We start from the raw sequence: 24,010 nt of genomic DNA on the forward strand, positions 1-24,010 counted from the left end.
CCCATTCCCTGAAAACCACTCGCCGCTGAGTGCGCCGAGCCCTATCAGAATGCCGGTTGCTGGGGCCGCCGTCCGGCGGACGCCACCCATCGAACGGAAAGCCGAGTTGCCTCCGGCATACCCGTATGTGCATGTGCCCCAAGAAGCCGTGCACACAACGTAGCGCTACGATCACCCGTCCAGCCATGGCGAACCAAGAATCGCCACCATTCGCCACCCCATCGAATGAACTCACGGTGGCCGCCTCGCGATTCACTTGACACAGGGCAGCCGCGGTGAATGCGGCGACGCACTCGGGAGCGCGCGCCACCGTACGCACCACCTCGGACGCTTCCAGGCGCCGACCGAGCCGAGCGGTACCGGGGAAGTCGAAAACAGAGAGTCACGTTGCACGCCCGCTGCGTAACCACCGGTGCGCCGGACCCGTTGGAGGGGGCATGGGCTTCACGATCGGCATCAGCCGGGGCATCCGCGACATCCGGTCCGGATCACGCCGCCGGGGCCGCGCGTCGGACGGCACCAGCGTGGCGGAGTACACCGGGCTGTGGGGCTGGGCCGTGGTGCCGGGTGCCCGCGCCGCGGCCGGTGCCTGCTCCTGCGGCCGGGCGGGATGCCGGGCACCGGGCGCGCATCCGCTGGACTTCGCACCGGAGATCCCCGCCGGGGCCCCGCTGGACGACGTGACGGAGATCTGGGCCGGGTATCCGGGCGCCGCGATGATGCTGCCGGTGGGGCGGGCGTTCGACGTGATCGAGGTGGCCGAACCCGCCGGGTGCCGCGCCCTGGCCCGACTGGAGCGCATGGGTCTGCCCGTCGGCCCGGTCGCCGCCACCCCGGACGGCCGGGCCCAGTTCTTCGTCGCCCCTGGCGCCGCCGCCGCACTCCCCGAGCTGCTCTACCGCATGGGCTGGGACGACCCGGCCACCCTCGACCTGCGCGGCCTCGGCCCCGGTACGTACATCACGGCACCGGCGTCGGACCGGGGCGGCCTCGGCCCGGTGCGCTGGCTGCGCTCCCCCGCCCTCGACTCGGCGCCCCGCCCTCCCGAGGCCCGTCTGGTGCTGGGCACGCTGGCGTACGTCGTCCATCGGTCGCAGGCGTAGACCCCGAAGCCGTACGGGGAGCAGTCACGGCGAAGCGCCCGTTTCCGGGTTTCCGGAAGCGGGCGCTTCTTCGCGTCGGTGCGGATGCCGTCCGGCGGGTCGCCTCGGCCTTACTCCCCGATGAGCGCGTCCACGAACGCGTCGGGCTCGAACGGTGCCAGGTCGTCCGCGCCCTCGCCGAGACCGATCAGCTTGACCGGGACGCCCAGTTCGCGCTGGACGGCGATCACGATGCCGCCCTTGGCCGTGCCGTCCAGCTTGGTGAGCACGATGCCGGTGACGTCGACGACCTCGGCGAAGACCCGGGCCTGGACCAGGCCGTTCTGACCGGTGGTGGCGTCGAGCACGAGCAGCACCTCGTCCAGCGGGGCCTGCTTCTCCACCACCCGCTTGACCTTGCCGAGCTCGTCCATCAGTCCGGTCTTGGTGTGCAGCCGGCAGGCGGTGTCGATGAGCACGACGCCCGCGCCCATCTCCTTGCCCTCCTTGACCGCGTCGAACGCGACGGAGGCCGGGTCGCCGCCCTCCGGGCCGCGCACGGTGTGGGCACCGACGCGCTCGCCCCAGGTCTGGAGCTGGTCGGCGGCGGCGGCGCGGAACGTGTCGGCGGCGCCGAGGACGACGGTGTTGCCGTCGGCGACCAGGACACGGGCGAGCTTGCCGGTGGTGGTGGTCTTGCCGGTGCCGTTGACCCCCACGACCATCACGACGCCCGGACCACCGGTCTCGGTCTCGGTACGCACGGTGCGGTCCATCGTGGGGTCGACCAGGGTGATCAGCTCCTCGCGGAGCAGCCCGCGCAGCTCGGCGGGGGTGCGGGTGCCGAGCACCTTCACGCGCTCGCGCAGCCGCTCGACCAGCTCCTGGGTGGGCTGCACGCCGACATCGGCGGTGAGCAGGGTGTCCTCGACCTCCTCCCAGGTGTCCTCGTCGAGGTGCTCGCGGGAGAGCAGGACGAGCAGGCCCTTGCCCAGGGCGTTCTGTGAACGGGAGAGACGGGTGCGCAGCCGGACGAGCCGGCGCGGTGGGCTCCGGGATCTCGATCGCGGGAGCCTCGATGGGCGGCTCCTCGACGACGACCGGGGCGGAGCCGTCCGGAAGATCAACCTCCTCTACGGTGCGCCGCGGTTCCTCCCGCGGCGTCTCGGCCTCGTCGCCGACGTGCGGCTCGGCCGGGGGGCGGTGATGTCGGGCGCGGTGGGCGGCGGCGGGGGCAGCTGCTTCTTGCGGCGGCTGCCGACGATGAGCCCGCCGAGCGCACCGAGCACGACCACGGCGATGACTACAGCAAGGATGACGATGTCCATAACGGGTCCAGTATCAGCCATGGGCAGCCCGGCCGAGCCGAGGTCGACCGCCGCAGAACGGTCCGTGCCGTCCCGGGCCGGCGACTTGGTGGCCCGCGGCCGACGACGCACGGCACAGGACGTGCGGGACACGGCACGGGACACCCCGCCGCCCCGGCCCGGATGGTTGTCCGGAGCGGGGCGGCGGGGTACGAGGAGAGGGGCAGCGGGGACTTGAACCCCTCTCCTCGGGCTTTGTGGGACGGATCCGTGGACCCGTCGGGCCTGCGGGCGCGGTCAGCCCATTTCCTCCAGGGCCTTGCCCTTCGTCTCCTTGACGAACTTCAGGACGAACGGGATGGAGAGCGCCGCGAACACCGTGTAGATCACGTAGGTGGTCGACAGGTTCCAGTCGGCCAGCGACGGGAAGCTCGCGGTGATGGCCCAGTTGGCGATCCACTGCGCGGCGGCGGCCACGCCCAGCGCGGCGGCGCGGATCCGGTTCGGGAACATCTCGCCGAGCATGACCCAGACGACCACACCCCACGACAGGGCGAAGAAGAGGACGAACACGTGGGCGGCGACCAGCGCGACCCAGCCCTGGGTGGCCGGAAGCTTGCCGTCGACGAGGTCGAAGGAGAACGCCCAGGCCTCCAGCGCGAGGCCGATCACCATGCCGACGGAACCGATGATCGCGAGCGGCCTGCGGCCGATGCGGTCGACGAAGATCATCGCGATGACGGTGCCGACGATGTTGATGATCGACGTGGTGAAGGAGTAGAAGAACGAGTCCGCCGGGTCGACGCCGACCGACTGCCAGAGCGTCGCCGAGTAGTAGAACGCGACGTTGATGCCGACGAACTGCTGGAAGACCGACAGGCCGATACCGATCCAGACGATCGGCTTGAAGAAGAAGCTGCCGCCGAGCAGGTCCTTGAAGCGGGACTTCTCCTCGCTGTGCATCGCCGTCTCGATCTCGCTGACGCGGACGTCCAGGTCGACGTTCCTGCCCTCGACCTCTTCGAGGACCTTCCGGGCGCGCTCGTGCTTGCCGACGGAGATCAGGTAGCGGGGGACTCGGGGATGGCGAAGGAGAGCAGTCCGTACAGCACGGCCGGGACGACCATGACACCGAGCATGAGCTGCCATGCCTCCAGACCCAGCAGCTTGCCGCGCTGGTCGCCGTCGGCGGCGTTCAGGATGCCCCAGTTGACCAGCTGCGACACGGCGATGCCGACGACGATCGCGGCCTGCTGGAAGGAGCCGAGCCGGCCGCGGTAGGCGGGCGGGGCGACCTCGGCGATGTAGGCCGGGCCGATCACCGAGGCCATACCGATGGCGACGCCGCCGACGACCCGCCAGAAGGCGAGGTCGTAGAGGGAGAAGGGGACGGCGGAGCCGATGGCGCTGACGGTGAACAGGACCGCGGCGATCTGCATGACCCGGATGCGGCCGATGCGGTCGGCTACGCGGCCGGCGGTCGCGGCACCGAGGGCACAGCCGATCAGCGCGACGGCGATGACCTGGGCGAGCGCGGCCGAGCCGATGTCGTAGCGGTCCCGGATGGCCTCGACGGCGCCGTTGATCACGGAGCTGTCGTAGCCGAAGAGGAAGCCGCCCATGGCGGCTGCCGCCGTGATGAAGACGACGTGCCCGAGATGCTCGGGTTGAGCCGTCCCGGCTCCTGACTTCTGTGCCTGCGCTGAGCTGGTCACGTGTAACTCCTCGGGCTACCGGCAACGTCGCCGGATGGGGTCAGCCCTTCGAGGTCCACCTGAAGGTACCTGAAGGTAAAAACAACATGGCGAAGACTATGCGTTCAAGTTTCGAAGCCAACAGGAGGGTCTGAGGCGGATAGTTGCAGACCTCGCGAACTGGAGTTCAAGAGTCGAAGTCACAGCCGCGTGATACGAGTCGGGCGGTTACGGATACATGTAGGCCGCACTTACCTAGCGGAGACGCTGGCTGATGACCTTGGACACGCCGTCACCCTGCATGGAGACGCCGTAGAGCGCGTCGGCGACCTCCATCGTGCGCTTCTGGTGGGTGATCACGATCAGCTGCGAGGCCTCCTGCAGCTCCTGCATGATGCGGATCAGCCGCTGGAGGTTGGTGTCGTCGAGAGCGGCCTCGACCTCGTCCATGACGTAGAACGGGCTCGGCCGTGCCTTGAAGATCGACACCAGCAGCGCCACGGCGGTCAGTGACCGCTCGCCGCCCGAGAGCAGCGACAGCCGCTTGACCTTCTTGCCCGGCGGACGCGCCTCGACGTCCACGCCCGTGGTGAGCATGTTGTCGGGGTCGGTCAGCACCAGCCGCCCCTCACCGCCCGGGAACAGCCGGGAGAAGACGCCCTCGAACTCCCGGGCCGTGTCCCAGTACGCCTCGCTGAAGACCTGCTCGACGCGCTCGTCGACCTCCTTGACGACCTGGAGCAGATCCGCGCGGGTCTTCTTCAGGTCCTCCAGTTGCTCACCGAGGAACTGATGGCGTTCCTCCAGCGCCGCGAACTCCTCCAGCGCGAGCGGGTTCACCTTGCCGAGCCGCTGGTAGGCCCGCTCGGCGGCCTTCATCCGCTTCTCCTGCTCCGCCCGTACGAAGGGGCGGGGCGTGTTGCGTGGGTGCTCGGGGTCGTCCGGGAGGTCCTCCCCCTCGGCGGGGGGCGAGGGCGGCACCAGTTGGTGCGGGCCGTACTCCGCCACCAGCCCGGCCGGTTCGACACCCAGTTCCTCCAGCGCCTTGGTCTCCAACTGCTCCATCCGCAGCCGTTTCTCGGCGCCGAGTACCTCGCCCCGGTGAACTGAATCCGTCAACTTGTCGAGTTCCGCCTTGAGATCGCGTCCCTCGGTGCGGGCCCGGGCGAGTTCCTGCTCGCTGCGGGCCTTGGCGGCCTCGGCGGCGGTGCGCTCCTCCTCGGCGCGCGCGAGGGACACCTCGACGTGTGCGAGCAGTTGGCGGGCGCCCCCCGCGACGGCCTCGGCGACGGCTGCCTCGTGCCGCAGCCGGGCCCGCCGCTGCTCGGCACGCGCGCGTGCCTCGCGTTCCGCGCGGGCGGCCCGGTCGAGGGAGTCGGCCCGCCCGGCGAGCCCCTTGACCCGCTCCTCGTGCGTACGCACCTGGAGCCGGGCCTCCATCTCGGTCTGGCGGGCGTTGGCCCCGTCGGCGGCGAGCCGGTCGCGCACGGAGGTGTCGGGCTCCTCCACCCCTCCCTCCCCGAAAGGGGCACTCTCCTCGGCGACGGCGAGCCGTTCGGCGAGTTCCTCCACGTCGGTGAGCGCCTTGTCGAGGGCCTCCTGTGCCCTGGCGGCCGCGGCGGCGGAACGCTCGGCCTCCCCGGCCGCACCACGTGCCTGCCCGGCGAGCCGGCCCAACTGCTGGGCGACGGAGGACTTCTCCCGGTCGGCGGCCCGGCGCCGCTCCCCCAGTTCCTCGACGAGGGCCGCGCACCGGCCGCGCTCCTCGGCCGCCGTGTGCTGTGCCAGGGTCAGCTCCTCGCACCGCACCCCGAGCTCCTCCAGCTCGGCGGCGGCCTCGTCCACGGACGCCCGCACCTCCAGCAGGCTCGGGGCTCCCGCCGAGCCGCCGTGCGCGAAGTGCGCGCCCAGCAGGTCACCCTCGGCGGTCACGGCGGTCAGCTCGGGCCGCGCGCACACCAGGCCCTCGGCGTCCTCCAGGGTGCCGACGACGACGATGCCGCGCAGCAACCGACGTACGGCGGGCAGGAGTTCGGCGGGCCCGCGCACCAGGTCGGCGGCGTACGGGGCGCTGTCGGGAGCATCCGCGCACGGCTCGTGCGGTGCGTCGGTGGGCGCTTCCCGCGGTCCTTCGTCGGAGGCGCCGGTGAGCAGCAGGGCGGCGCGACCCGCTTCCTGTTTACGCAGCAGGCGGATCGCGTCGGCGGCGGTGGCGGGGCCGGTGACGGCGAGGGCGTCGGCGGCGGCCCCGAAGGCGGCGGCGAGGGCGGCCTCGTGGCCCGGGGCCACGGTGAGCAGTTCGGCGGCGGGGCCGAGCAGTCCGGTCAGCCGGTCCTGCGCCGCGAGCAGCGCGCCGGTGCCGTCCTTGCGGCGCAGGCCGAGGGCGAGGGCCTCGTGGCGGGCCCGGGTCGCGGCGCGCTCGCGCTCGACGACGGTGGCCGCCTCGCGGGCGGCGGTGAGAACGGCCTCGGCCTCGGCGAGCCGCTGCTTGGCCTCCGCGTGCCGTCCGGCGAGTTCCGCGTCGCCGGCGTCGAGGCCGTCGACCTCGGTCTGCAGGGCCTCGTACTCCTCCTGGGCGGCGACGGCCCGTTCCTGGGCCTCGTCGCGGGCCGCGGCCAGGCGCTCGATCTCGGCCTGGGCCGCCGCGGCACGCGAGCGGGCCGCGGCCACCTGGCCCGTGAGCCGGGCGAGCCCCTCACGCCGGTCGGCGAGGGCGCGCGCGGCGTCCTTCAGACGCCGTTCCTCCTGGGCGAGGTCGCGTTCCAGCTCCGCGCGGTGGGCGACCGTGTTCTCCAGGGCGTGTTCGGCGGCCTCGAGGGCGGCCTCCAGCTCGGCCTCCTGTTCGCGGACGCGGGCGGCCTCGCGCTCCATGTCCTCGGGGTCACGTCCGCGGCGCTCCTCCGGAGGTGCGGAGGTGGCGCTCTTCACCCGCGCTTCGGCCAGCGAGAGGGTGCCGCGCACCCGCTCGGCGAGCTGGGAGAGCTCGTACCAGGTCTGCTGGGCGTTCTGCAGGCGCGGGGTGAGCCGGCGCACCTCGTCCTCGAGGGCCGCCTCCCGCTGGAACGCTTTGCGCAGTTCCTGCTCGGCGGCGTCCTTGCGCTCCTTGAGGGCGGCCTCGTCGGCGATCTCCGCCTCGACCGCATCGCGCAGCCGCACGAGGTCGTCGGCGAGGAGACGCAAACGGACGTCGCGCAGGTCGGCCTGGATGACCGCGGCCCTTCTGGCGACCGCGGCCTGCCGGCCGAGGGGCTTGAGCTGGCGACGCAGTTCGTCGGTGAGGTCCTGCACGCGCGCGAGGTTGGCCTGCATCGCGTCCAGCTTGCGCAGCGCCTTCTCCTTGCGCTTGCGGTGTTTGAGCACACCGGCTGCCTCCTCGATGAAGGCGCGGCGGCCCATCGGGTCGGCATGCAGCACGGAGTCCAGCTGGCCCTGGCCGACGATGACGTGCATCTCACGGCCGATGCCGGAGTCGGAGAGCAGTTCCTGGATGTCCAGGAGGCGGCAGGTGTCACCGTTGATCTGGTACTCACTGCCGCCGTTGCGGAACATGATCCGGGTGAGGGTGACCTCGGCGTACTCGATGGGCAGGACCCCGTCGGCGTTGTCGATGGTCAGCGACACCTCCGCACGGCCGAGCGGCGGGCGGCCGGTGGTTCCGGCGAAGATGACGTCCTCCATCTTGCCGCCGCGCAGCGACTTGGCGCCCTGCTCGCCCATGACCCAGCTGAGCGCGTCCACGACATTGGACTTGCCCGAGCCGTTCGGCCCGACGACGCACGTGATGCCCGGTTCGAACCGGAGCGTGGTCGCCGAGGCGAACGACTTGAAGCCGCGGAGGGTCAGGGCCTTGAGATGCACGCCGCCGGACTTTACCTGCCCGGGATGTCCCACTCCATGCACCGGCGGTTTCACGGGTGAACGCGCAGGGCACACCAAACGTTAAAGACGGTGAAAGGATGCGCAGGGCAAGGAACTGGGGGAACCGGGCGGCGCAGGGGGTACGGAGGCAAGAAGAAGGGACGCCGGGGCGTCCCTTGCACTCCTGACAACGCGGCGGTGATGAGGGGCGAGCCGACCGCTGCTGTGCTGGGGTGGAGCGGTGCAGCGATCAGGTCAGCGCAGGCTCCGCCTGGTGTGCGTCAACGCTCTCCATGCTCCTGTCGTGAGAAGCGGCAGCCGCAAGCTCGTCGTTCTCCGCCTGGATCCGTACGAGTTCGGATTCCAGGTCCTGGACGCGCTGCTGGAGCCGTCGCATCTCGGCGAGGAGTCGAGGGTCGGAGCCGCCGACGTAACCGAGAAGCGCCTTTGCCATGATGGATGGTCCTCCACAATGCGTGACCGACCTGTACGGTGTGGGTCGTGAGGGATGAGCACCCGCGGTGCTTGGCAGACCTGGAGTTGTGCTGCCGTTCAGCCATGCCAAACAGCTAAGGTGCGGGGGGCTTTCAGCGTCTCACCAAAAAGTTTGACGGTCAACACGATCACGCCCCGTATCGGCGGATGGCCGAACGCACACGGCCGGGAGGCGGTGGCGCCGCCGCTCGTGTCGGCCCTCGGGGTGTGGTGGGTCGGATGTGCGGGGGAGCGTCCCACGACGGGGGCGTTCTCGGCAATCACCAGGAGCTTTCCGCGTCTTCGGGTCCCCCAGGGCCCCCTTCCCGGACCCCGGGGGCTTCGGGAGGGCGGCGGGATCAGCGGATGGCGAAGCCCTCGTAGCCGCCGCGGGGTGTGTCCCATATCTCGGTGACCCCGTCCACGCGTCCGGGCGTGTCGCCGTTCTGGAGCCAGTCGAGCAGGCCCTCGCAGCGCTCACGGGAGCCCTCCGCGACCACTTGGACCCGTCCGTCGCCCAAATTGAGAGCAAAGCCACTCAGGCCGCCGATCTCCAGCGCCTTGGCCCGCGTGAACCAGCGGAAACCCACACCCTGGACCCGTCCTCGCACCCAGGCGACCAGTCGCACATCCTCGCTCATGACTGCAACCTAACCGGACATTGTCACTCGGAGCACTCCTTCCCCTTGCGCCATGCGGTACCGTCCCGATCGAACGAATCTCATATGAAACTCACTCGATCGTGTGAGTTTCGTGTTGATCGCGAGGACGAGTCGACCGCAAGGACCAGGAAGGCCAGGACATGGGACGCCACCGACGCTCCGCCGCCGGCCGCGCCGCCACGGGCCGCGCCGACACAGAGGTCACTCAGTACGACGGAAGCCACGACCCGCTGAGCGCTCATGCGGCAGACGCCCCGCCGATGGGCATCGCCCCCTACCTGAACCCGGAGGCGTACGCCGAGACGTCCGCGAGGAGCGAGGCCTACCTCTTCGCGACGGAGGAAAGCCCCGGGAACGGTTACGCCGGCGACTTCACGCAGGACGACTTCGCGTACGGCGGCTTCTCCGGAGCCGCCTTCCAGGAAAACCACGGGAACGGCCACCCGGGCGGCTTCCCGGCCGGCCCGACCGCTTCGGGGCCGCCGCCGAGACGGCTGTCTTCGCGAGCGACGGTCTGCCGCCCAGGGACGCCCCGCGGGGCGGTTTCCCCGACGACGGCTTCACTCCCGGCGAGGGCTTCACGCCCGGCGACGGCGACCGGCCCTCGGGCGGGCGGCGCCGGAAGAAGAAGGCCGCGACACCGGTCCGTACCGGACTGCTCGGGGTGTCCGCCGCGGTGGCCCTCGGCACGGTCGTGGTGGCCACGGGCGCGGTGCCGGGCCTCGAGAACTACAAGCTCGGCGGTGACAGCGCCCCCGGCGACACGGTGGAGGCCGCGGGCACCCCGACCAACACACCCGGCGAGCAGGGCGGCACCTCGGGCAGCCTCAAGAGCCCGAGCCGTGACGCCGGCACCCCCGCCAGCCGCGACTCCGAGCGCTCCACCTCGCCGAAGCCCTCGCCGTCGACCCCCTCGGCCGAGCAGTCGAAGACGCCGGAGACGGAGGCACCGGAGAAGGCACCGGAGCAGAAGAAGCCGGCGGCGACGCCCAGCGAGAAGCCCGAGACGACGCCCTCGCGCAAGGCCACTCCGGAGCCGGGGAAGAAGGCGCCGAGCAACCCGGTGACCGTCACCGAGGAGGCCGCCGCCGGAGCCCAGGTGCTCCGGCTGGTCAACCAGGAGCGGGCCAAGGTGGGCTGCAGACCGGTCGCCGCGAACAGCGCGCTGACCGGTCTGGCCACGGCGTTCAGCGAGGACATGGCCGAGCGCGGCTTCTTCGACCACACCGACCCCGACGGCGACACCCCGTGGGACAGGGCGAAGGCGGCCGGAATAGCCGACCTCGGCGGGGAGAACATAGCCCGCGGCCAGGCGACCGCCGCGGCCGTGATGGAAGCCTGGATGGACAGCCCCGGCCACAAGGCGAACATACTGAACTGCGACTTCAAGACGCTGGGCGTGGGCGTGCACTCCGGGCCGGGCGGCCCGTGGTGGACCCAGAACTTCGGCTACTAGTCGGGAAACAGCGGTACGCGGACGGCGGTCCGGGGTTTCCCGGGTCGCCGTCCGCACTTCTCTCTGCACTAACTTTGAGTTAGTGCATTCTGTTGGTAAGCGCTGCGCTGAAGTACGCTGATCGCATGACGACCACGCGGCGGTACCCGGAGGATCCGGGGCTCCCCTACAACGCGTTCGCCAAGGAGTGCCCCTCGCGCGGCACGCTGGAGCATGTGACGGGACGTTGGGGCGCGCTGACGCTCGGGGCGCTGTGCGAGGGCTCGCTGCGCTTCAACGAGCTGCGCCGCCGCGTCGACGGCGTGAGCGAGAAGATGCTCTCCCAGACACTGCACGCGCTGGAACGCGACGGCCTGGTGCACCGTGAGGCACAGCCGACCAACCCGCCCCGGGTGGACTACGAACTCACCCCGCTGGGCCACGAGGCCGCGCGGCGCGTGCTGTCCCTCATCCACTTCCTGGAGGACAGCATGGACGACGTGCTCCTGGCGCGGGAGAGTTACGACGCGCGCGGCGCCCGCTGACACCTCGGGCAGAAGTAGCTGGACCGGTTCATCCAGGGCCGTCGGCGTATCGGCGTGCCGCAGCGGCGGCAGGGCAGGTCTTCCCGCCCATAGGCGTCAAGGGACCGGTCGAAGTAGCCCGATTCGCCGTTGACGTCGACGTAGAGGCTGTCGAAGCTGGTGCCGCCCACCGCGAGGGCGGCGTTCATCACGTCCCGCGCATGGTCCAGGAGGAGCTGGGAGCGCGGGCGGGTGAAGGTCTCCGTCGGGCGCTCGTAGTGGATGCGGGCGCGCCACAGCGCCTCGTCCGCGTAGATGTTGCCGACGCCACTGATCAAAGACTGGTCCAGCAGGGCCCGCTTGACGGTGGTGCGCTTGCGGCGCAGCGCCCGGTGGAAGGCCTCGTCGTCGAAGAGCGGGTCGAGCGGGTCGCGGGCGATGTGCGCGATGACGTCGGGCAGGCCCTCGGGAGTGTTGTCGTGCAACGACAGCCCGCCGAAGGTGCGCTGGTCGACGAAGCGGAGCTCGGTGTCCAGTGCGTCCGTGAAGCGGACCCGGACCCGCAGATGCTTCTCGTCCACCGCCGTGTGCGGCTGGACCAGCAGCTGGCCGCTCATGCCGAGATGGGCCAGGACGGACTGGCCCGTGCCCTCCAGGGGCAGCCACAGGTACTTGCCGCGGCGGCTGGGGACGCCGACACGATGACCCTTCAGACGGTGCGCGAAGTCTTCGGCGCCGGCGACGTGGCGGCGTACCGCGCGCGGGTGCAGCACCTCCGCCTCGGCGACGGTCCGGTGGGCGACCCACCGCTCCAGTCCCCGCCGTACGACTTCGACCTCGGGCAACTCGGGCATCGTTCCCCCTCCGAGGACCGGTCCACGAGCGCGACCCGAGCGCCCGCCCCTGGCGGGGTGGGCGCTCGGGTCGCGCTCGGCGTATGTACAGCGTCAGGCGGAGGCCGACGGTGCGCCTGCCGCTGGCCCGACGCCCGCGTCGACAACGACATCGGCGTCGACGGCGACGGCTGGTCCGTCCGTCTCGGCCTTGAGGACCGCCACAGCAGCAGCAGGCTCGTCGGCCGCGGCCCGGATGGACCGCCAGGCGGACTCGGCGGCCTGCTGCTCCGCTTCCTTCTTGCTGCGGCCGGTGCCGGTGCCGTACGAGACGCCTCCGACGCGGGCGGCAGCAGTGAAGACCTTCTCATGGTCGGGGCCGGTCTCCGTGACCAGGTACTCGGGCACGCCGAGTCCTTCGGTCGCGGTGAGCTCCTGGAGGCTGGTCTTCCAGTCCAGGCCGGCACCGAGGTTCGAGGACTTCTCGATCAGCGGGTCGAACAGGCGGTGCACCAGTTCGGAGGCCGCCTCGAGGCCCTGGTCGAGATAGACCGCGCCGATCACCGCTTCGAGGGTGTCGGCGAGGATGGACGCCTTGTCCCGGCCACCCGTGCCCTCTTCACCGCGGCCGAGCCGGATGAAGGAACCGAGGTCGAGCCCGCGGCCCACCTCCGCCAGCGCACGCGAGTTGACCACCGCGGCCCGCAACTTGGCCAGCTGGCCCTCGGGCAGGTCGGGGTGGGTGCGGTACAGCGTGTCCGTGACGACGAGGCCGAGCACGGAGTCCCCGAGGAACTCCAGCCGCTCGTTCGTCGGCAGACCGCCGTTCTCGTACGCGTAGGAACGGTGGGTCAGCGCACGCACCAGAAGGGCGGACTCGAGCCGGTAGCCGAGCCGCCCTTCCAGAAGCGTGTGGGACGAGGCCTGGTTGTTGTCCGCCGATCCGCTCCCGCTCACGCGGGGCGACTGCTTCTTGGGCGTGGACACAGTGCCTCTCACCAGCCGCTCAGACCTCGAGGACCTGGCGCTTGTTGTAGGTGCCGCAAGACGGGCACGCGATGTGCTGCCGCTTGGGCTCGTGACAGCGCTCGCACGCAACCAGGGTGGGGACCGCAGCCTTCCACTGCGACCGGCGGTGGCGCGTGTTGCTGCGCGACATCTTCCGCTTCGGAACAGCCACGGCTACTTCTCCTGCTTCTCGTCGACGTCCGGTTCGGCGCCGCTCATCTCGTCCTTCTCGCCATCTTCGAGTGAACCGGCGAGTCCCTGCAGTGCCGCCCAACGGATGTCGACGGCGTCGTGGTGGTGGTCCGGGTCGTCCGCGAGCCGGGCTCCGCATTCGGAACACAGGCCGGGGCAGTCGTCCTGGCACACCGGCTGCATCGGCAGTGCGAGCACCACCGCATCACGCAGCACGGTCTCGAGGTCGAACATGCCGTCCTCGAGGAAGAATCTGTCCTCGTCGTCCTCGGCGTCGTCGCCCGGTTCCGCGATCACACGGCCCCGGTCGTCGGCGTCAGGGTACGAGAACATCTCCTGGAAATCCGCCACGAGTTCCAGCTCGAGCGGCTCCAGACACCTTACGCACTCCCCCTCGGCCGTCGCACGGGCGGTGCCTGTGACGAGCACCCCTTCCATGACCGACTCGAGCCGGAGTTCAAGCTCCACCGGGGCGCCTTCCGGCACTCCGACGACTCCCTGGATACCGAGGTCCCTGGGCGCCTCGACCGAGCGGGTCAGCCGCTGCAGCGCGCCCGGCCTCCGTCCCAGCTCGTGCGTGTCGAACACGAGGGGATTGCGGTGGTCGAGGCGGGCGTTCAGAGCCATTCCTGCTTTCGGTCTTCGAGCTTGGGGGAAACGCCGGCCCGTGAAGTTCCCGGGCAGCGTGGATCGCGGACGTGTACACGACCGAGGAGCCAGGATACTGGACCTTTGGCTCTCCGCCCAATCCGGTCCCCGCGGCGGTCGGCGCCGGGCCGGTCAGCCGTTGCCGCGGCCCTGTTCGTAGGCCCGCAACTGTTCGGCGCTGATCATGCTGGTGTCGAAGAGGCTGGTCTCGTCGAGGGTGGCCGGGGTCTGTTGCTGCTGCGGGATGTAGCCCTGCTGGGCCTGGCCGGGGTCGTACGCCGGCTGCTGCGGGGCCTCGTAGCCCTGGTAGGCGGCATACGGGTCCTGCTGGGCGGTCTGCTGCTGGTAACCGTACGGGTCCTGCCCACCGCCGTACTGCTGCGGGTAGCCGTCGTACGGGTCGGGCTGCTGGGCGGCCTGCCGCTGGTAGCCGTACGCCGCCTGCTGCTGGGCGTAGTCCTGTTGCTGCGGATCCTGCTGGGGGATGTGCGGACCCTGTTGGGGCTGCTGCGGGATCCGCTGGGTGGCCGGGGTGTCCGGCATGGCCGCGAGGTCGGCGAGGTAGTCGGCGTCGCTGGAGTGCTGGAGCGTGGTCAGGTCCTCGGAGAGGGCACCGAGGTCGTCGCTGGCGATCCGGCCGTGCAGGGTCTGACGGCCCCGGCCCACCGCCTCCAGGGTCTTGGCGAGGACCGCCTCGAAGGCGCCGAGCTTGACGTCGACGTACTCGTCTGCGCTGCGGCGCAGGGCCTCCGGGTCGTGGCTGCGCTCGGGGGCGTCCTCATCCTCGTGGCCCTGCTCGTCGAGGCCGGGCCCGGTGCCGAGCAGCTTCTCGCGGCCGCGGCCGACGGAGCCGAGGGTCTTGGTGAGGACGACCTCGAAGTTGGCGAGCTTGGAGTCGACGTAGTCGTCGGCCTCCGCCCGGACCTCTTCGGCCTCCTTGCGGGCCTCGGCGAGAATCCGGTCGGCCTCGGACTGGGAGCGGCGGGCGACCTCCGTGCCGGAGATCAGGGAGCCGCGCTCGGCGTGCGCGTCCTCGATGATCCGCTCGGCCTCCTGGCGGGCCTGCTCGACCATCTGCTCGCGGCCGCCGATGAGTTCCTGGGCCTGGGCGAGGGAGTCGGGCAGCGCCGCGCGCACCTCTTCGAGCATCGAGAGCAGGTCTGCGCGGTTGACCACGCACGAGGCCGACATGGGCATCGACCGGGCGCCGGAGACCGCGGCGACGATCTCGTCCAGCTTCTTCTGCACGTCCACCGTGTGCTCGCCACTCTCTACAGCTGTGTTGGAGACGGACGCAACGACTGTACGGCCCTGGGGCGGGCGGGGAACACCGGCCGGGGGATCGCCGGGTCGCCGCCGCCCCGGGGCGGCCGTCCTGGCGGCGCTCAGTCCTTGCGCAGCCGCTCGGAGAGGGCGGAGAGGACCTCCGGGGGCACCAGGTGCGAGACGTCGCCGCCCCAGGTGGCGACCTCTTTGACCAGGGAGGACGACAGGAAGCTGTAGGTGGGGTTGGTGGGGATGAAGAGGGTCTCCACACCCGAGAGGCCGTTGTTCATCTGGGCCATCTGCAGCTCGTAGTCGAAGTCGCTGACCGCGCGCAGGCCCTTGACGATCGCGGGGATGTCCCGCTGCTTGCAGAAGTCGACGAGGAGACCGTGGAAGGCTTCGACCCGGACGTTCCCGTACTCGGCGGTGACCCGGCGGATCAGGTCGATCCGTTCCTCGATCTCGAACAGGCCCTTCTTGGCCTGGTTGATCATCACCGCGACGTAGACCTCGTCGTAGAGGCTGGAGGCGCGGCCGATGATGTCGAGATGTCCATTGGTGATGGGGTCGAACGACCCGGGGCATACGGCGCGGCGCACTTGTGATCCCTCGCTCTCCGGTCCGGTCATCGTGCGTCTTCGCACGTAGAGGCGGCGCGACCGTACCAAAACGTTCCCTCGCCGTAGCGGCGGGCCCGGATCGCGTCGAAACCGGGCGGCCACCCGAACTCTCCGCCTCTGGTGCTGCGCTCCACGGTGACGACGGCTTCCTCGGCGAGCCACCCCCCGGAGCGGAGTGTGAGCAGGATCTCGCGAAGGTCGTCGTCGGAGACGGCGTACGGGGGGTCGAGGAAGACGATGTCGTACGGCCCGGCCGTCGGCGGGGGTGTGCGGATGACCTGTTCCGTTTTGCCCGGTCTGACTTCGGCGCCGGGCAGTCCCAGCTCCCTGATGTTGTCCCGGACCGTGCGGACGGCCCTGGCGTCGGCCTCGACGAGGAGGGTGTGCCCCGCTCCTCGGGACAGGGCCTCCAGGCCCACGGCGCCGGAACCGGCGTACAGGTCGAGGACGCGCTCGCCGTCCAGCGGGCCGCCGAGGAGGGCCTGCCAGGTGGAGAACAGGCCTTCGCGCGCACGGTCGGAGGTGGGGCGGGTGCCGTTGCCCGGCGGTACGCCCAGGCGGCGCCCGCCGGCCGGCCGGCGATCACGCGGGTCATGTCCTGGTCCTCGTCCTTGTGTCGGTGCGCTCGGGATGTGTTCGGGATGCGTTCACGTACGTGGCTGGGTGCCGCGTGCCCGACGGGTGGCTCCAGTCTGTCAGCCCTTCTCCAGATACTGCTCCCGCTCGTCGTCCAGCAGAGCGGCCAGTGCTGTGCGCAGCCCCGGCAGGCGCTCCAGGTCGGGGTCGGCGGCGACGACCGCGACCGCCTCCTCACGGGCCTCGGCGATGATCTCCTCGTCGTCGATGACGGCGAGCACGCGCAGGCTGGAGCGGGTGCCGGACTGGGCCTGGCCCAGGACATCGCCCTCGCGGCGCTGTTCGAGGTCGACGCGGGAGAGCTCGAAACCGTCGAGGGTGGCGGCGACCGCGCCCAGCCGCTGCCGGGCCGGGCTCGCCTCGGGCATCTCGGTGACCAGCAGGCACAGGCCGGGGGCCGAGCCGCGGCCGACCCGGCCGCGCAACTGGTGGAGCTGGGAGACGCCGAAACGGTCCGCGTCCATGATCACCATCGCGGTCGCGTTGGGGACGTTGACCCCGACCTCGATGACGGTGGTGGCGACCAGCACGTCGGTCTCGCCCGCGGCGAAGCGGCGCATGACGGCGTCCTTGTCGTCGGGCTGCATCCTGCCGTGCAGGACCTCCACGCGGAGGCCCTTCAGCGGGCCCTTCGCCAGGTGGTCGGCGACGTCGAGGACGGCGAGCGGCGGGCGCTTCTCGGCATCGGCCTCCTCCGTGGCCGTAGGGGGCTTCTTCTTCCCGGCCTTCGGGTCGTCCTCCTCGTCGCCGATGCGCGGGCAGACCACGTACGCCTGATGGCCGCCTTCGGCCTCCTCGCGCACCCGCTCCCAGGCACGGGCCAGGAAGTGGGGCTTGTCGGCGGCGGGGACGACATGGCTGGCGATGGGCGAGCGGCCGGCCGGGAGCTGGTCGAGGACGGAGGTCTCCAGATCGCCGAAGACGGTCATCGCGACCGTGCGCGGAATGGGTGTGGCGGTCATGACGAGCAGGTGCGGGGGCTGCTTGCCCTTGCCGCGCAGGGCGTCGCGCTGTTCCACACCGAACCGGTGCTGCTCGTCGACGACGACCAGGCCCAGATCGTGGAACTGGACCTTGTCCTCGATCAGCGCGTGTGTGCCGATCACCACGCCGGCCTCGCCGGTGGCCAGGTCGAGCAGGGCCTGGCGGCGGGCCGCCGCTCCCATGGAGCCGGTGAGCAGCACCACCTTGGTGGCGTTCTCCGCCCCGCCCAGCATTCCTCCCTCGGCCAGCTCGCCCATCATCTCGGTGACCGACCGGTGGTGCTGCTGGGCGAGCACCTCGGTGGGCGCGAGCATGGCCGCCTGCCCCCCGGCGTCGACGACGGCGAGCATGGCGCGCAGGGCGACCAGGGTCTTTCCGCTGCCCACTTCGCCCTGGAGCAGCCGGTGCATCGGGTGCTCCGTCGCCAGGTCGTCGAAGATCTCCTTCGAGACCTTCTGCTGGCCTTCGGTGAGCGTGAAGGGAAGGCGGTCGTCGAAGGCTGCGAGCAGACCGTCCGGCTTCGGTCTGCGGGCGACGGCGGGAAGCAGGGCGTCGGCATGGCGGCGGCGGGCGAGGGCGATCTGGAGGACGAAGGCCTCGTCCCATTTGAGGCGGGCGCGGGCGTCCTCGATGTCGGCCCTGGTCTGCGGGCGGTGGATCTTCAGCAGGGCCTCGGGCAGCGGGACCATGCCGCGCCCCTCGCGCAGTGCGCCGGGGAGGGGGTCCACGGCGTCCCGGGCGCTGGGCAGGACGGTCTGGAGCGCCTTGCCGATCTTCCAGGACTCCAGCTTGGCGGTGGCGGGGTAGATCGGGATCAGCGCGCCGGCCCAGGTCTCCACGCTCTCCTCCGAGTCGCCGCGCAGCAACTCGTAAGCGGGGTGGGCGAGCTGGAGGCGGCGATTGAAGACGGAGACCTTGCCGGCGAACATCGCGCGAGTGCCCGGCAGGAGCTCCTTGTGCGGTTTGTGGACGCCGGTGCCGAAGAAGACCAGTTGGAGCCGGCCGCTGCCGTCCGTGATGGTGACCTCCAGGCGCTGGCCCTTGCCGCGCGGGGCCTTGGTGGAGGCGAAGGTGCGCAGGCGGGCGTCGGCGACCTGGGCGACGACGGTGACGTGCTCGTCCATGGGGAGGTCCGCGAGGTGCGTGAGCTGGCCGCGCTCCTCGTATCTGCGGGGATAGTGGTGGAGGAGGTCGCCGACCGTGTGCAGGCCGAGGTGCTCGGCCATCACCTTCGCGGTGGGAGGGCCGAGCACCGACTTCAGCGGCTGTTCCAGTGGTTCTCGCAGTGCGGGCACGAGATCCATTGCACACCAAGGCACTGACAAAGGGGGAACGCGGGAGCCGAAACGACCCGGGACGTCTGGGGAATCCCTGGTCAGCCGAATCGGCCGGCCGGTGTCCGCGGGGTGGCGTACGTGCTGCCGTCGGCGGCCGGCCCGGCCCGGCGCGCGGGGCACCGCGTGCCCCCTGAAGGGCATGCTGCTCACCGAGCGGGTCGACCAGTTGCTGTCCGACCGGGCGTTCTCCGTGAATGGACGTGCGGCGGGTGCGGCACCGTGCACGACCGCGACCACAGCGCAGCCCGCAACGTCCTCTTCGAAGGACGCCGTATCGTCGCCGCCGGACGGAGACACCGGACGCCTCGCAGAGCGCCTGGCAGGGCCCGGGCGGAGGTCCCGGCGCAGCGCGTCGGGACGGGAAGCTCCCGGAAGGGTCAGCGACGGGACGGACCCGGTGTTCACTCCACGCCGATGAGGAGCAGGGCGCCCTGTCTGCCGCCGTGGTAGAGCACCGTGTCGACCGCCAGGTAGCCCTCGCGGACCCGGGCCTCCAGGTGGGCGGCGACGGTGTGGGGGTCTCGTCGCCGAGGACCAGGGTGACCATCTCTCCGCCCGCGGCGAGCATCCGGTCCAGGACGGCCGCGGCGGTGGCCGTGACATCGTCGCCGATCACGGCCACGTCGCCCTCGACGAGGCCGAGGACATCACCGGCCTGGCAGATGCCGGCCATGGTCCAGGACTGCCGTTCGGCGACGGTGACCTCGGCGTACCGGGTCGCGCCGGCCGCCGAGGTCATCGCCACCACGTCCTCGTCGAAGCGGCGCTCCGGCTCGTGCACCGCGAGCGCCGCGATGCCCTGGACCGCGGAACGCGTCGGGATGAGGGCCACCCGGAACCCTTCGGAGCGGGCCTGTTCGGCCGCTGCGGCGGCGGTGTGCCGCAGCTCTTCGTCGTTGGGCAGCAGCACCACCTCACGCGCGTGCGCCCGCCGCACGGCCTCGACGAGCTCGCCGCTCGCCGGCGGCTCGCCGGGCCGGGCGAGCACCGTGATCGCACCGGCCTCGGTGTACAGGCCGGCCAGCCCTTCTCCGGGAACCACGGCCACCACGGCCCGCCGGGCACGTTCCCGGGGCGGACGCCCGGCCCCGGAGGTGTGTGCGTCACCGGCGCCGAAGTGCGTGATCCGGATGCGGTGCGGGCGCCCGGCCTCGACCCCCGCCTCCACGGCGGCGCCTGCGTCGTCGACATGGACGTGGACGTTCCACAGTCCGTCGCCGCCGACCACGACGAGTGAGTCCCCGAGACCGTCGAGCCGCTGCCGCAGCCGATCCACGGCCGCGTCCGAGGCCTCCAGGAGGTAGATCACCTCGAAGGCGGGACCGGTGAGCCCTGTCACCCCCTCACCGTCGGCGCACTCCACGGGCCCGGCGGATGCGCCGTGCTCCACGCGCGCGGGGAGCACGGAATCGGGCGCGGGGCCTCTCGGCGTCTCCCCGGTGAACGTCTCCACCAGCGCCGCGAGCACCGCCACCAGGCCCCGGCCGCCCGCGTCCACCACTCCCGCCCGCTGGAGCACGGCCAGCTGGCCCGGTGTCGCGGCGAGGGCCGCGCTGGCTCCCTCGTAAGCCGCCCGCGCGACCGCCCCGCAGTCGCCCTCCGCGCCGCCGGCCGCCTCGGCGGCGGCGTCGGCGGCGGCCGAGGCGACGGTGAGCACGGTGCCCTCGACGGGGTGGGCCACGGCCTGACGCGCGGAGTCGGCCGCGTTGCGCAGGGCGTGCCGCAGCCCTTGGCCGTCGGCGTGGGTCGCCGCCTCGTACCCGGCCAGCACCTGCGCCATGCCCCGCAACAGCTGCGCCAGGATCGTCCCGGAGTTCCCGCGGGCGCCGATCAGCGCACCGTGTGCCATCGCCCGCGCCGCGTCGGCCAGCGTGGGCCCGTCGGCGCCCTGAGCCCTGTCGATCCGCTCGGCCTCGTGCCCCGCGAACACCGCCTCGACCGCCGTGGCGGCGGACTCGACCGTCAGGTAGAGATTCGTACCGGTGTCGCCGTCCGCCACGGGGTAGACATTGATCGCGTCGATCTCCTCACGCGCCCGCCCGAGGGCGTCGAGCGCGAGTCCGCACCAGGCACGCACCGCGAGAGCATCGAAGAATGTCTGCGGCACCTGCGCCACCTGCGCCTCCCAGAACTGCTGGACGTGGCTCGCAGCGTAGACCTTGGGGCACCGGACGGCGGAAGCGGGCCGGGACGGGCCCCTGAGCTGGCATGGTAGTTTCGTTCTACTGGTGCAGCCGTTGTATGCTGCTCCGGTTGCCCGATCCGAATCGGGCCTCTCCCTGGCAAAGCCACTCAGATTCCCAAGGGCTCCTGGAGCTCCGGCATCCTGATCCCGGCGTGCCGGGATCAACCGTAAGTGCATCTGAAGTCTTTGGAGTGACCCGTGGCTGCCAACTGCGACGTCTGCGGCAAGGGGCCGGGCTTCGGCAACAACATCTCGCACTCGCACCGCCGTACGCCCCGCCGCTGGAACCCGAACATCCAGCGCGTGCGTACCGTGGTGGGCGGGACGCCGAAGCGCGTGAACGCTTGCACCTCGTGCATCAAGGCCGGCAAGGTCTCGCGCTGACGCTCTCGCTGAGCGCGCGGCCACAGCTGGCTCACCGCACTGAGCCGGTCCACCTGAGGTGGACCGGCTTTTTGCCGTCCCCGTACGCACGCCTGCCGCACGGACGCTCTCAGCCCGCGTCGGACCGCGTCAGCGCCCACCCGTGATCCACCGGCCCGATTCCGCCGCCCAGCGCGAATCCGGCCGCGATCGCCCCCGTGACGTACTCCTTGGCGGCCGTCACCGCCGCCGGCACCGGCTGCCCCTTCGCCAGTTGCGCGGCGATCGCCGAGGCGAGGGTGCAGCCCGTGCCGTGGGTGTGCCGGTTGTCGTACCTCGGGGCGCGCAGCCAGTGCTCCTGTGAACCGTCCGTCAACAGGTCGACGGCCTCGCCCGTGCCCCCGGCGAGGTGACCGCCCTTGATCACGACCCACCGCGGTCCGAACGCCAGCAGCGCCTCCGCGGCCCGGTGGAAGTCCTGCTCCGACTCCACCCGGACACCGGCGAGTTGCGCCACTTCGTCCAGGTTCGGCGTGGCCACGGTCGCGACCGGCAGCAGCTTCGTCCGTACGGAGTCCAGCGCGGAGGACGCCAGCAGCGCGTCCCCGTGCTTGGAGACGCCGACCGGGTCGACGACCACCGGCGCCCGGGTCCCGGAGACCAGATCGGCCACCGCCTCGACGAGTTCGGCGGAGGCCAGCATGCCGGTCTTGACCGCCTGGACGCCGATGTCGTCGACGACGCTGCGGTACTGGGCCCGTACCGCCTCCACCGGCAGCGGCCAGGCGCCCTGCACACCGAGGGAGTTCTGCGCGGTCACCGCGGTGATCACGCTCATGCCGTGCGTGCCCAGCGCGAGCATCGTCTTCAGGTCGGCCTGGATTCCCGCGCCCCCGCCGGAGTCCGAGCCGGCGACGGTCAGCACCCTCGGTGGAGCGGCCCCGGCGCTCATGACTCGATGTCCCCGAAGTGGTCCCAGCCGGCCTGAGCGGTCCAGGGCGCCCCGTCGACCGTCACCTGGGGCAGCGCCGAGGGGTTGAGCACCTCGCCTATCACCTTCCAGCGGGCGGGCAGTTTCACGTCCGGCGGGAAGGTGGCCACGATCGCGTGGTCCTCTCCCCCGGTCAGCACCCACTGCATGGGGTCGACGCCGACGGCCTGTCCGATGTCGTTCATCTGGGAGGGGATGTCGATCGCCCCGGAACGGATGTCGATGCGTACCTTGCTGGTTTCGGCGATGTGCCCGAGGTCGGCGATCAGGCCGTCGCTCACGTCGCACATCGCGGTCGCGCCCAGCCCCGCGGCCGCGGGGCCCGCGTGGTACGGCGGTTCGGGGCGTCGGTGCGCCTCGACGAAGGCGCGCGGCGAGCGGAAGCCGCGCGAGAGCACCGCGTGCCCGGCCGCGGACCAGCCGAGCCAACCGGTCACCGCGACGAGGTCACCGGGCTGTGCGCCGCCCCGGGTCACCGGCTCCTGGTTGCGCAGGTCACCGAGCGCGGTGATCGACACCATGATCGTGTCGCCGCGGACGACGTCTCCGCCGACCACCGCGGCGCCCGCGACCTGGCACTCGTCGCGCAGGCCGTCCATCAGCTCCGAGGGCCAGGTCACCGGCAGTTCCGCGGGGACGACCAGGCCGAGCAGCAGCGCGGTCGGCACGGCGCCCATGGCCGCGATGTCGGCGAGGTTCTGGGCGGCGGCCTTGCGGCCGACGTCGTAGGCCGTGGACCAGTCGCGGCGGAAGTGACGGCCCTCCAGCAGGATGTCGGTGCTGGCCACGACCCTGCGGTCGGGTGCGGCGACCACCGCGGCGTCGTCGCCGGGGCCGACCCGGACCGCCGGCGTGGTGGTGAGACGGGAGGTGAGCTCCCTGATGAGCCCGAACTCCCCGAGCTCACCAACAGTGCCCTTCATTTCCCCAGCTCCCCTTCTTTCCCTGTCCGTTCCCGGTCCCGTTCCCGGTCGCGAGTCGTCTGTGTCCTCGCTACGGTCGAAGTGACCGTCAACTTCTGTGCAGTCCGGACCCCGGCGCGCGGAGTCCGGGTCCCGCAGGTCTCCCCGCGACGAGCGGCGACGCGATACCGTGGCGTTCCTTTTCCCCACATGATCCTCGTGGCCGCTCTGGAGGTTTCGTGGTACAGGCGTACATCCTGATCCAGACGGAGGTCGGCAAGGCGTCGACCGTCGCCGATCTGATCGGCAAGATCCCCGGAGTCATCCAGGCCGAGGACGTGACCGGACCCTACGACGTCATCGTGCGCGCCCAAGCCGACACCGTCGACGACCTGGGTCGCATGGTGGTCGCGAAAGTCCAGCAGGTGGACGGCATCACCCGTACCCTGACCTGCCCGGTCGTCCATCTGTAACCCCCGTCTACCCTGTGTCGGTGAGCTCCTTCCGTCACCGTCACGCAGTCCTGCCCGCACTCGCCGCCGCCGTGCTGATCACCACCGCGGGCTGTTCCTCAGCAGACGGCAGCGCGTCGACGGCGGTTCCCAGCCCGGACGCGAAGGTCACCAAGCTGTGCCAGAAGCTGGACAAGGCCCTGCCGGCGACGGTGGACGGTGAGAATCGCGACGATCCCGAACCCGCGTCCGAACTGACCGCGGGCTGGGGCGGCGTGGCGATCATACTGCGGTGCGGTGTCGGGCAGCCGCCGAAGATGATCGACCCCAAGGTGGCGAACGGCAACGACCCGGACGCGATGGCGGGGGGCGTGAACGGCGTCGACTGGCTGATGGAGCAGCAGGACGACGAGACGTACCGCTTCACGACCGCCAGCCGTGAGGCCTATGTCGAGGTCCGGGTGACCGGCGGACGGGACAGCACGGGCGTACTGATCGATCTCGCCCCGGCCATCAAGGAGGCGATCCCCGAGGGGATCGCCTCCTAGATGATCAAT

Annotated in this window: 18 protein-coding genes and 4 pseudogenes; 6 read left to right on the plus strand and 16 right to left on the minus strand. The window is 71.3% G+C overall.

The window, feature by feature from the left end:
- The first annotated feature begins 437 nt into the window (after positions 1 to 437).
- Positions 438 to 1,103, plus strand: a complete 666-nt coding sequence (locus tag WJ438_RS12500; RefSeq protein ID WP_406725310.1) for a bifunctional DNA primase/polymerase — start codon at positions 438 to 440, stop codon at positions 1,101 to 1,103.
- Between the two features lie 110 nt (positions 1,104 to 1,213).
- On the opposite strand, the pseudogene ftsY reads toward WJ438_RS12500, so the two are convergent.
- The 5 genes and pseudogenes from ftsY to WJ438_RS12525 all read right to left on the minus strand — a co-directional run bounded on the left by ftsY (position 1,214) and on the right by WJ438_RS12525 (position 9,056).
- A pseudogene (gene ftsY / locus WJ438_RS12505) lies at positions 1,214 to 2,410 on the minus strand (signal recognition particle-docking protein FtsY).
- A 276-nt stretch (positions 2,411 to 2,686) separates the two neighbouring features.
- A pseudogene (locus WJ438_RS12510) lies at positions 2,687 to 4,104 on the minus strand (sugar porter family MFS transporter).
- 234 nt (positions 4,105 to 4,338) lie between these two features.
- Positions 4,339 to 7,941, minus strand: coding sequence for a chromosome segregation protein SMC (smc, locus tag WJ438_RS12515; RefSeq protein ID WP_406725311.1), 3,603 nt, complete (start codon positions 7,939 to 7,941; stop codon positions 4,339 to 4,341).
- Positions 7,942 to 8,191: 250 nt separating this feature from the next.
- The gene (locus WJ438_RS12520) at positions 8,192 to 8,395 is read right to left on the minus strand and encodes a hypothetical protein (protein WP_406725312.1); all 204 of its coding nucleotides are present in this window, start codon (positions 8,393 to 8,395) and stop codon (positions 8,192 to 8,194) included.
- A 379-nt stretch (positions 8,396 to 8,774) separates the two neighbouring features.
- On the minus strand, positions 8,775 to 9,056 hold the full coding sequence (locus WJ438_RS12525) for an acylphosphatase (protein ID WP_406725313.1): 282 nt from the start codon (positions 9,054 to 9,056) through the stop codon (positions 8,775 to 8,777).
- 685 nt (positions 9,057 to 9,741) lie between these two features.
- On the opposite strand from WJ438_RS12525, the gene WJ438_RS12530 reads away from it, so the two are divergent.
- Positions 9,742 to 10,533 carry a CAP domain-containing protein gene (locus tag WJ438_RS12530; RefSeq protein WP_406725314.1) on the plus strand — a complete coding sequence of 264 codons (792 nt, stop codon included), beginning with the start codon at positions 9,742 to 9,744 and terminating at the stop codon, positions 10,531 to 10,533.
- Between the two features lie 125 nt (positions 10,534 to 10,658).
- On the plus strand, positions 10,659 to 11,057 hold the full coding sequence (locus tag WJ438_RS12535; protein ID WP_406725315.1) for a winged helix-turn-helix transcriptional regulator: 399 nt from the start codon (positions 10,659 to 10,661) through the stop codon (positions 11,055 to 11,057).
- Here WJ438_RS12535 and mutM read toward each other — a convergent pair.
- The 9 genes and pseudogenes from mutM to WJ438_RS12580 all read right to left on the minus strand — a co-directional run bounded on the left by mutM (position 11,033) and on the right by WJ438_RS12580 (position 20,676).
- Positions 11,033 to 11,890: a bifunctional DNA-formamidopyrimidine glycosylase/DNA-(apurinic or apyrimidinic site) lyase gene (gene mutM, locus WJ438_RS12540; protein ID WP_406725316.1), complete on the minus strand. Its 858-nt coding sequence runs from the start codon at positions 11,888 to 11,890 to the stop codon at positions 11,033 to 11,035. The two genes, WJ438_RS12535 and mutM, sit on opposite strands and share 25 nt — an antisense overlap.
- 93 nt (positions 11,891 to 11,983) lie before the next feature.
- Positions 11,984 to 12,856 (minus strand): ribonuclease III, encoded by an 873-nt coding sequence (gene rnc, locus WJ438_RS12545; protein ID WP_406729666.1) that lies wholly within the window; start codon positions 12,854 to 12,856, stop codon positions 11,984 to 11,986.
- A 19-nt stretch (positions 12,857 to 12,875) separates the two neighbouring features.
- Positions 12,876 to 13,049 carry a 50S ribosomal protein L32 gene (rpmF, locus tag WJ438_RS12550; RefSeq protein ID WP_406725317.1) on the minus strand — a complete coding sequence of 58 codons (174 nt, stop codon included), beginning with the start codon at positions 13,047 to 13,049 and terminating at the stop codon, positions 12,876 to 12,878.
- Between the two features lie 2 nt (positions 13,050 to 13,051).
- Positions 13,052 to 13,696: a YceD family protein gene (locus WJ438_RS12555; RefSeq protein ID WP_406725318.1), complete on the minus strand. Its 645-nt coding sequence runs from the start codon at positions 13,694 to 13,696 to the stop codon at positions 13,052 to 13,054.
- Positions 13,697 to 13,849: 153 nt separating this feature from the next.
- Positions 13,850 to 14,971, minus strand: coding sequence for a cell division initiation protein (locus WJ438_RS12560; RefSeq protein WP_406725319.1), 1,122 nt, complete (start codon positions 14,969 to 14,971; stop codon positions 13,850 to 13,852).
- A 131-nt stretch (positions 14,972 to 15,102) separates the two neighbouring features.
- Complete coding sequence (coaD, locus tag WJ438_RS12565) at positions 15,103 to 15,582, minus strand: pantetheine-phosphate adenylyltransferase (protein ID WP_406725320.1); 480 nt, start codon at positions 15,580 to 15,582, stop codon at positions 15,103 to 15,105.
- Positions 15,583 to 15,608: 26 nt separating this feature from the next.
- Positions 15,609 to 16,198 (minus strand): annotated as a pseudogene (gene rsmD, locus WJ438_RS12570) (16S rRNA (guanine(966)-N(2))-methyltransferase RsmD).
- Positions 16,199 to 16,298: 100 nt separating this feature from the next.
- Positions 16,299 to 18,527, minus strand: coding sequence for an ATP-dependent DNA helicase RecG (gene recG, locus WJ438_RS12575; RefSeq protein ID WP_406725321.1), 2,229 nt, complete (start codon positions 18,525 to 18,527; stop codon positions 16,299 to 16,301).
- Positions 18,528 to 18,961: 434 nt separating this feature from the next.
- Positions 18,962 to 20,676, minus strand: a pseudogene (locus tag WJ438_RS12580) (DAK2 domain-containing protein).
- A gap of 267 nt (positions 20,677 to 20,943) precedes the next feature.
- On the opposite strand from WJ438_RS12580, the gene rpmB reads away from it, so the two are divergent.
- Positions 20,944 to 21,129: a 50S ribosomal protein L28 gene (rpmB, locus tag WJ438_RS12585; protein WP_004924906.1), complete on the plus strand. Its 186-nt coding sequence runs from the start codon at positions 20,944 to 20,946 to the stop codon at positions 21,127 to 21,129.
- Between the two features lie 109 nt (positions 21,130 to 21,238).
- Here rpmB and thiD read toward each other — a convergent pair whose 3' ends face one another.
- Together thiD and WJ438_RS12595 are read right to left on the minus strand one after the other, a co-directional pair.
- Entirely contained in the window at positions 21,239 to 22,060 is an 822-nt protein-coding gene (gene thiD / locus WJ438_RS12590) for a bifunctional hydroxymethylpyrimidine kinase/phosphomethylpyrimidine kinase (RefSeq protein WP_406725322.1), read from the minus strand.
- The gene (locus tag WJ438_RS12595; protein ID WP_406725323.1) at positions 22,057 to 23,022 is read right to left on the minus strand and encodes a thiamine-phosphate kinase; all 966 of its coding nucleotides are present in this window, start codon (positions 23,020 to 23,022) and stop codon (positions 22,057 to 22,059) included. Before WJ438_RS12595 ends, thiD begins: the two co-directional genes overlap by 4 nt.
- Before the next feature lie 218 nt (positions 23,023 to 23,240).
- On the opposite strand from WJ438_RS12595, the gene WJ438_RS12600 reads away from it, so the two are divergent.
- Positions 23,241 to 23,474, plus strand: coding sequence for an Lrp/AsnC family transcriptional regulator (locus tag WJ438_RS12600; protein ID WP_052579718.1), 234 nt, complete (start codon positions 23,241 to 23,243; stop codon positions 23,472 to 23,474).
- 20 nt (positions 23,475 to 23,494) lie between these two features.
- Complete coding sequence (locus WJ438_RS12605) at positions 23,495 to 24,001, plus strand: DUF3515 domain-containing protein (protein ID WP_406725324.1); 507 nt, start codon at positions 23,495 to 23,497, stop codon at positions 23,999 to 24,001.
- The last annotated feature ends 9 nt before the right edge of the window (positions 24,002 to 24,010 follow it).

The organism is Streptomyces sp. GD-15H (assembly GCF_045291515.1).
Classification (GTDB): Bacteria; Actinomycetota; Actinomycetes; order Streptomycetales; family Streptomycetaceae; genus Streptomyces.